We start from the raw sequence: 5,913 nt of genomic DNA, 5'->3' as shown, positions 1-5,913 counted from the left end.
TTTTTATTCTACATAGCAGAGGTTTATATGGATTTATATATAAATTTAAATATGTTTCTCTTCTCTTATTTCATACATCACATTTTATACAAACAATTTACAACGTTACAATAATGAATATATTCTCGCTAAAAAACATAACCTATTTTAACCTCATAAGATTTATATGTGTTTTCTTGAGGAATTTTCTTTCTATTTAAACTTTTTTATGGATGTTTGACCTCTGATGTCCGTTGTGATAAGTTACTTAAGATGTTATTTTTGCAGAAGTATATACATCTGTTACATATACTTTTCTACTATGAGAAAGGAGATTTACACTGCATGAATTTTTTATGGGGAATTGGCGGCGTAATTGGAGTTTTAGCAATTGCTTTCTTACTATCTTCCAATCGCAGAGCTATTAATTGGCGCACAATTTTAATCGCGCTAGCATTACAAATTACATTTTCATTTATCGTGTTACGTTGGGATGCTGGAAAAGCAGGCTTAAAAATCGCTGCTGACGGTGTTCAAGGATTAATCAATTTTTCTTATGAGGGCATTAAATTCGTTGTTGGAGATTTAGTAAATCCTAAAGGTCCTTGGGGATTCGTTTTCATCATTCAAGCACTACTTCCAATTGTATTTATTAGTTCATTAGTAGCAATCTTATATTATTTTGGTATTATGCAGAAATTCGTTAGTATCGTTGGTGGTGCATTAAGTAAACTTCTTGGAACTTCAAAAGCAGAAAGCTTAAATGCAGTAACAACTGTTTTCTTAGGACAAACAGAAGCACCAATTTTAATTAAACCGTACTTAGCACGTTTAACAAACAGTGAATTCTTCACTATTATGGTAAGCGGTATGACAGCTGTTGCCGGATCAGTTCTTGTCGGCTATGCAGCAATGGGTATTCCGCTTGAGCATTTATTAGCAGCAGCAATTATGGCAGCACCATCAAGCTTATTAATTGCAAAAATCATTATGCCAGAGACAGAAGAAGTAAATAATGATGTACAACTTTCTACAGAACGTGAAGATGCGAACGTCATCGACGCAGCAGCACGCGGCGCTTCTGAAGGAATGCAGCTTGTTATTAACGTAGCAGCAATGTTAATGGCTTTCATCGCATTAATCGCTGTATTAAACGGCCTATTAGGATGGATTGGTTCTTGGTTCCATATTAAACTTAGCCTTGATTTAATCTTTGGTTACTTATTATCACCATTCGCTATCTTAATCGGTGTTTCACCAAGCGAAGCTGTACAAGCAGCTGGTTTCATCGGTCAAAAACTTGCAATCAACGAATTCGTAGCTTATGGGAACTTAGGACCACACATGGCAGACTTCTCTGCAAAAACAAATATGATTTTAACATTTGCAATCTGTGGCTTTGCAAACTTCTCTTCTATCGCAATTCAATTAGGTGTAACAGGAACACTCGCTCCTTCTCGCCGTCAGCAAATTGCACAGCTAGGGATTAAAGCAGTAATCGCTGGTACATTAGCGAACTTCTTAAACGCAGCAGTTGCAGGTATGATGTTCTAATAATTTGAAACTTGAATCAGCGGAGGTTCTTCCTCCCCACTGATTATTAGCCCGCACCAATAGGGCTTTTACAGGCAGTAATACTAAAACTAAACAAACGTTTGTTTAAAAAATAAGCACAGAGCGCCGTATGCTCTGTGCTTATTTTTGAACTAAAATCTATATATCGGACAATACCCCTTAGCCGAAAGTAATTTCACGTCCATCCCCCAACGAACGATCTACTTTCATTTATATACGAAAAAGTGATTGCTATTTTTGTAAAACCAATTGCTTCTCTTGTTGCTCTTTAGATACCTGAATCTTTGGTTCCGTGCTTTCTTGGACATTTCGATGTGCCACACGTTTCAAACAAATATGCTTCCACTTTCTTTCGTAACGTTTCATTATTCTAGTTGTCCCCCTCAAATACACTTAAAAAACCATTTGAAATCGCTTACAAGAAATAATATAGCACATATATATAAAAGTGACAACACATTTCCGACAATTTTTTGTCAAAAATATGAATTACTTTTGACAATATATCGGATAATGTCAAAATATAAAGATTCCTTACCTATTAAAAAAGAGCTGATTCTAAATCAATCAGCTCTTTTCTTCTATCTATGTGATTTATGATGATGGACCTCTTTTTGCAACTCTTTAAATAACGAAGCTACCATAAAGAAGATAACAAATACAAATGGGAACGCTGCGATAATCGAAGCTGTTTGCAGTGCCGTCAGTCCACCGACATATAATAGGATTGATGCTACCGCCGCTAGGACAAGCCCCCAAATCATTTTAATACGATTTGGTGGGTTTAAACTACCATGCGTCGTTAACATACCTAGAACAAATGTCGCAGAATCTGCTGATGTAATAAAGAATGTTGAGATTAGTAGAATAGCTAGAACAGATAAAGCTGGTCCTATACTACCCATATGATCTAGCACAGCAAATAATCCTACTTCTGTACCCATCTCTTTAATTTGCCCATGAATATTTGCTCCATCAAATAACTCCATGTGAATAGCTGTTCCACCAAAAACAGAGAACCAAAGCGCACCGATTAATGTCGGCACAAGTAACACACCGATAACGAATTCTCGAATCGTACGTCCACGCGATACACGGGCGATGAATGTACCAACGAATGGAGACCACGCAATCCACCATGCCCAATAGAAAATCGTCCATGATTGAATCCATTGGTTTCCATCCTCGTTTAGCGGGCTTAAACGGAAACTCATACTTGGTAACTCTTGAATGTAAGATCCAATTGTTGAAGTAAAGTAGTTCATAATAAAGTTTGTGGGACCTGCAAATAATAAAATTGCCATAAGTGCAAATGCCAAAATAATATTTGTATTACTTAAATACTTAATTCCTTTATCTAACCCTGTTTGCGCAGATAACATATAAAGAACCGTTACGATTGCTATAATAACTAACTGCGTTGTTAATGAGTTTGGAATAGACGTTAAGTAACTAACACCACCTGCAATTTGTTGCGCCCCAAGCCCTAATGAAGTCGCAACACCAAATACTGTGGCAAATACAGCTAACACATCAAATGTATGGGCAATACGGCCATGTTCACCGCTTTTAAATAAAGAACCTACTGTCGCGCTAATTGTACTTGGCTTCCCTTTTCGGAACGTGAAATAGGCAATACAAAGAGCTACAAGCGCATATAGGCCCCACGGATGTAATCCCCAGTGGAAAAATGAAAAGCGAAGTGCAAGGCGTGCACTCTCTTCGGTTGCACTTTCTCCAAACGGTGGCGTATATAAATGATTTAATGGTTCGGCAACACCCCAGAAAATCAAACCGATTCCCATACCAGCACTAAACAGCATGGCAAACCATGTCATATAACTATAATCAGGTTCATCATCATCTTTTCCTAAACGGATGGAACCATATTTGGAAACAATTAAAAAGATTGAAATCGCTAAAAAGATTGAAACAGAAATAATATAGAACCACCCAAATTTACTAACTAGTGTAGTTTGGATTGCAGTGGTTACATTCCCCAAACTCCCTTTTCCAATTATAGATTCGGGAATAATCCCCCAAATTGTAAATGCAATACATACTGTTAATGAGACAATAAATGTTTTCGTCAGTTTCCTCATCAAATCCCCCTTTGTAGATTTCTTTTTTTGTGTAAAATAACCATAATTCCAATGTGTTAAATCAGATATAATGAAATAATTAGTAATTTTCTTCGAATTCTATAAAATGGACCTTCACCAATTAGAATTCTTATGAACAGCTTATCTTCTCGCTCGAAGTATAATGTAAAAATCATGCTGCCAAATTGGGCGAGATAAAGTGAAACTTTAATCAGTGATCACTGATTATTAGCCTTCACCAATTGGGCTCTTACGGATAGTTAATCCCCTACTTAACTTCTTTGTCTCTTTCACTGAATTTTGAAGTTAGGGGTTTTACTGTCCGTTAAAGCGGGATAAATGCGGATGGGAATGTGCTTCCCTAAAAAATGATGTGTTACAGTTGTAAAAAAGGACAAATTTGTTCATTGCAGCCCTTTCTTTTTGTAACAATTATGCGGTTGTTTTGTTAGGATATAGTACGTATTTATAAATTCACAAACAAAATGTTTATGTTTATATAACTATTTTAGGCATAAATCAATAAAATACTCAAGGAATGCAATCTATCGGTAAATGTTTTGTAACGTCACTGTAATATTTTTATCTTTATCGAAAAAAACTGTTGTATTAAAAATAGTAGATATGCGATATAAACTACTTAAAAACACGGAATGAAAAACGCTTTCTATTATTTTTTGCTATATTACAAAGCATTAATGGTTTGTTACGAATGGTTTGTAATTGTGTGATTTCCCAAATTCCAAAAAAATCTGTTGCTATAATAGGGACACGAAAACAAACGCAATGGAGGCTATCATGAAAAAATTAATTGGTATAGCAACAGCAGCAGTTTTTGGTCTTGGGATTTTCACTACTTCTGCTAAAGCAGAAACTGTTGTAACAACAGACGTACTAAACGTACGCGAAAACCCAACTACGGAATCAAAAGTTGTCGGTAAATTATTAAATGGTAATAAATTAGATGTTACAAATACAGAAAACGGATGGTCACAAATCAAATTAAATGGTAAAGACGCATTCGTAAATTCAGAGTTCACAAAAAGCATCTACTATGTAACAGCAAACGTATTAAACGTACGTGCTGAAGCAAACACAAACTCAGAAATTCTTGGTACGCTTAAGAAAGACGATATGATCGAAACAACGAACCAAGTACAAAATGGGTGGTTACAATTCGAATATAACGGGAAAACAGCTTATGTTCATGTTCCTTTCTTAACAGGTACAGCACCTGTTATTGAAAAACAGGAAACGCAAGCTCCTATTCAGGCAGCAGCACCAGTAGCACAAGAAAAACCTGCTACTCAAGTAAAAGCAGAGGCAACAAATGTGCCTTCTGGTGGCCGTGAGTTAACAGTTGTAGCTACAGCATATACAGCTCATCCGAGCGAAAATGGGGGCACATATGGCGGCCGTGTATTAACTGCAATGGGTCATGACCTAACAGCAAATCCAAACATGAAGATGGTTGCTGTTGACCCGAAAGTGATTCCACTTGGATCAAAAATATGGGTAGAAGGTTACGGAGAAGCAATCGCTGGTGATACTGGCGGTGCAATTAAAGGTAACCGTATCGATGTTCTAGTTGGCTCAGATTCAGCTGCTGACAAATGGGGACGTAAATCTGTTAAAGTGAAAATTTTAAAATAATCAATAACTGCTAAATAGGAAGCCAGCTCTCTTATGATTTGAGAGCTGGCTTTTAATTTTATATATATAAATACAAATTGAAGAACCAACATAAACCCTTTCTTTTTAGGCGGGAGAGAGCATCCGACCATGCATAGAAGCAGTCACTACCCCATGCCAAATGAAAACAAGGAGAGAAAACAAGTAGCGGTCACCTTTTGTTCTTCATAACAGCGACTTATATGTTGAAAAATCAAAATGGATATATATAATGACAAATAAGGAGGTTGTGCAATGAACGTACGCGCAAAAATAGACTGGATCGGCACACCGAAGCCGTATATATATAAAGACGACGTTACATACGATGCCACTGCCATTGATTTTTCACTCGAGCAAGACGATAATCGCTATAAATTAATCGTACTCAAACACCATGAAAAAATTCATTATAAAATTGTACAATACGGCATCAAACCTGGATCACAAAAACCATTTCCGATTGATATACCATTTCAAGAAGAAATGCTCCCGTTAGTAGAAAGAATTCTACAAGATCCATATGTACAAGCTTGTCGTGTTTTATAGAAGCAGCGATATATCAAGAAAGGGGCTGTCCCATAAG

5 protein-coding genes are annotated in these 5,913 nt (G+C 36.4%); 3 read left to right on the top strand and 2 right to left on the bottom strand.

The window, feature by feature from the left end; translation table 11 throughout:
* Window positions 1-324 precede the first annotated feature (324 nt).
* On the top strand, window positions 325-1,533 hold the full coding sequence (locus tag V7183_RS22785) for a NupC/NupG family nucleoside CNT transporter (protein ID WP_097894842.1): 1,209 nt from the start codon (window positions 325-327) through the stop codon (window positions 1,531-1,533).
* 252 nt (window positions 1,534-1,785) lie between these two features.
* Here the strand turns inward: V7183_RS22785 and V7183_RS22780 are convergent, their stop codons facing one another.
* The gene (locus tag V7183_RS22780; RefSeq protein ID WP_335360936.1) at window positions 1,786-1,920 is read right to left on the bottom strand and encodes a hypothetical protein; all 135 of its coding nucleotides are present in this window, start codon (window positions 1,918-1,920) and stop codon (window positions 1,786-1,788) included.
* Window positions 1,921-2,135: 215 nt separating this feature from the next.
* Window positions 2,136-3,656, bottom strand: a complete 1,521-nt coding sequence (gene opuD, locus V7183_RS22775; RefSeq protein WP_097894844.1) for a glycine betaine transporter OpuD — start codon at window positions 3,654-3,656, stop codon at window positions 2,136-2,138.
* A gap of 786 nt (window positions 3,657-4,442) precedes the next feature.
* Between opuD and V7183_RS22770 the strand changes: the two genes are divergently transcribed.
* Both V7183_RS22770 and V7183_RS22765 read left to right on the top strand, forming a co-directional pair.
* The gene (locus tag V7183_RS22770) at window positions 4,443-5,309 is read left to right on the top strand and encodes a cell wall-binding protein EntA (RefSeq protein ID WP_335360935.1); all 867 of its coding nucleotides are present in this window, start codon (window positions 4,443-4,445) and stop codon (window positions 5,307-5,309) included.
* A 273-nt stretch (window positions 5,310-5,582) separates the two neighbouring features.
* Window positions 5,583-5,876, top strand: coding sequence for a DUF3910 family protein (locus V7183_RS22765; protein ID WP_335360934.1), 294 nt, complete (start codon window positions 5,583-5,585; stop codon window positions 5,874-5,876).
* Window positions 5,877-5,913 lie beyond the last annotated feature (37 nt).

Origin of the sequence: Bacillus sp. JJ1127, from assembly GCF_036965845.1 — a bacterium.
Classification (GTDB): domain Bacteria; phylum Bacillota; class Bacilli; order Bacillales; family Bacillaceae_G; genus Bacillus_A.
The sequence above is the reverse complement of the archived record's forward strand: the minus strand, read 5'-3'. Positions and strand labels throughout refer to the sequence as shown.